Origin of the sequence: Streptomyces sp. NPDC012769, from assembly GCF_042901205.1 — a bacterium.
Lineage (GTDB): Bacteria > Actinomycetota > Actinomycetes > Streptomycetales > Streptomycetaceae > Streptomyces.
This window is the reverse complement of the sequence record NZ_JBIBCP010000017.1, coordinates 1720-4225: the sequence shown is the minus strand read 5'-3', so window position 1 is coordinate 4225 and position 2506 is coordinate 1720. Positions and strand designations below refer to the sequence as shown.

Sequence of the window (2506 nt, the reverse complement as noted above, 5' to 3'; positions counted from 1 at the left end):
CTTCAGAACTAACACAGTGGACGCGAGCAACTGAGGACAAGCCCTCGGCCTATTAGTACCGGTCAGCTCCACCCATTACTGGGCTTCCACATCCGGCCTATCAACCCAGTCGTCTACTGGGAGCCTTACCCTCTCAAGGAGGTGGGAATACTCATCTCGAAGCAGGCTTCCCGCTTAGATGCTTTCAGCGGTTATCCCTCCCGAACGTAGCCAACCAGCCATGCCCTTGGCAGGACAACTGGCACACCAGAGGTTCGTCCGTCCCGGTCCTCTCGTACTAGGGACAGCCCTTCTCAATATTCCTACGCGCACAGAGGATAGGGACCGAACTGTCTCACGACGTTCTAAACCCAGCTCGCGTACCGCTTTAATGGGCGAACAGCCCAACCCTTGGGACCGACTCCAGCCCCAGGATGCGACGAGCCGACATCGAGGTGCCAAACCATCCCGTCGATATGGACTCTTGGGGAAGATCAGCCTGTTATCCCCGGGGTACCTTTTATCCGTTGAGCGACGGCGCTTCCACAAGCCACCGCCGGATCACTAGTCCCGACTTTCGTCCCTGCTCGACCCGTCGGTCTCACAGTCAAGCTCCCTTGTGCACTTACACTCAACACCTGATTGCCAACCAGGCTGAGGGAACCTTTGGGCGCCTCCGTTACCCTTTGGGAGGCAACCGCCCCAGTTAAACTACCCATCAGACACTGTCCCTGATCCGGATCACGGACCCAGGTTAGACATCCAGCACGACCAGAGTGGTATTTCAACGGCGACTCCACCATGACTGGCGTCACAGCTTCAAAGTCTCCCACCTATCCTACACAAGCCGAACCGAACACCAATATCAAACTGTAGTAAAGGTCCCGGGGTCTTTCCGTCCTTCTGCGCGAAACGAGCATCTTTACTCGTAGTGCAATTTCACCGGGCCTATGGTTGAGACAGTCGAGAAGTCGTTACGCCATTCGTGCAGGTCGGAACTTACCCGACAAGGAATTTCGCTACCTTAGGATGGTTATAGTTACCACCGCCGTTTACTGGCGCTTAAGTTCTCAGCTTCGCCCTGACGAATCAGAGCTAACCGGTCCCCTTAACGTTCCAGCACCGGGCAGGCGTCAGTCCGTATACATCGCCTTACGGCTTCGCACGGACCTGTGTTTTTAGTAAACAGTCGCTTCTCGCTGGTCTCTGCGGCCACCCCCAGCTCAGAGTGCAAGACTCATCACCAGGCGTGGCCCCCCTTCTCCCGAAGTTACGGGGGCATTTTGCCGAGTTCCTTAACCATAGTTCACCCGAACGCCTCGGTATTCTCTACCTGACCACCTGAGTCGGTTTAGGGTACGGGCCGCCATGAAACTCGCTAGAGGCTTTTCTCGACAGCATAGGATCATCCACTTCACCACAATCGGCTCGGCATCAGGTCTCAGCCTCAATGTGTGACGGATTTGCCTATCACACGGCCTACACCCTTACCCCGGGACAACCACCGCCCGGGCTGGACTACCTTCCTGCGTCACCCCATCGCTTACCTACTACCACCTTGGGTCAGCGGCTCCACCACTCCCCTTTGCCCGAAGGCTCCGGGGCGGCTTCACGGCCTTAGCATTAATGGATTCGATATTGGGCGTTTCAAAGCGGGTACCGGAATATCAACCGGTTGTCCATCGACTACGCCTGTCGGCCTCGCCTTAGGTCCCGACTTACCCTGGGCAGATCAGCTTGACCCAGGAACCCTTAGTCAATCGGCGCACACGTTTCTCACGTGTGTATCGCTACTCATGCCTGCATTCTCACTCGTGAACCGTCCACAACTCGCTTCCGCGGCTGCTTCACCCGGCACACGACGCTCCCCTACCCATCACAGTCCCCGTTGGGGGTATGTACTGCAATGACACGACTTCGGCGGTACGCTTGAGCCCCGCTACATTGTCGGCGCGGAATCACTTGACCAGTGAGCTATTACGCACTCTTTCAAGGGTGGCTGCTTCTAAGCCAACCTCCTGGTTGTCTCTGCGACTCCACATCCTTTCCCACTTAGCGTACGCTTAGGGGCCTTAGTCGATGCTCTGGGCTGTTTCCCTCTCGACCATGGAGCTTATCCCCCACAGTCTCACTGCCGTGCTCTCACTTACCGGCATTCGGAGTTTGGCTAAGGTCAGTAACCCGGTAGGGCCCATCGCCTATCCAGTGCTCTACCTCCGGCAAGAAACACACGACGCTGCACCTAAATGCATTTCGGGGAGAACCAGCTATCACGGAGTTTGATTGGCCTTTCACCCCTAACCACAGGTCATCCCCCAGGTTTTCAACCCTGGTGGGTTCGGTCCTCCACGAAGTCTTACCTCCGCTTCAACCTGCCCATGGCTAGATCACTCCGCTTCGGGTCTTGAGCGCGCTACTGAATCGCCCTATTCGGACTCGCTTTCGCTACGGCTTCCCCACACGGGTTAACCTCGCAACACACCGCAAACTCGCAGGCTCATTCTTCAAAAGGCACGCAGTCACGAGA

The 2506-nt window shown here is 56.5% G+C and carries 1 rRNA gene (cut by a window edge); it reads right to left on the bottom strand.

Annotated features, from left to right (window positions below):
• Nucleotides 1-32: 32 nt before the first annotated feature.
• A 23S ribosomal RNA gene (locus ACFY7C_RS37560) occupies nt 33-2506 on the bottom strand (it continues 150 nt past the right edge of the window).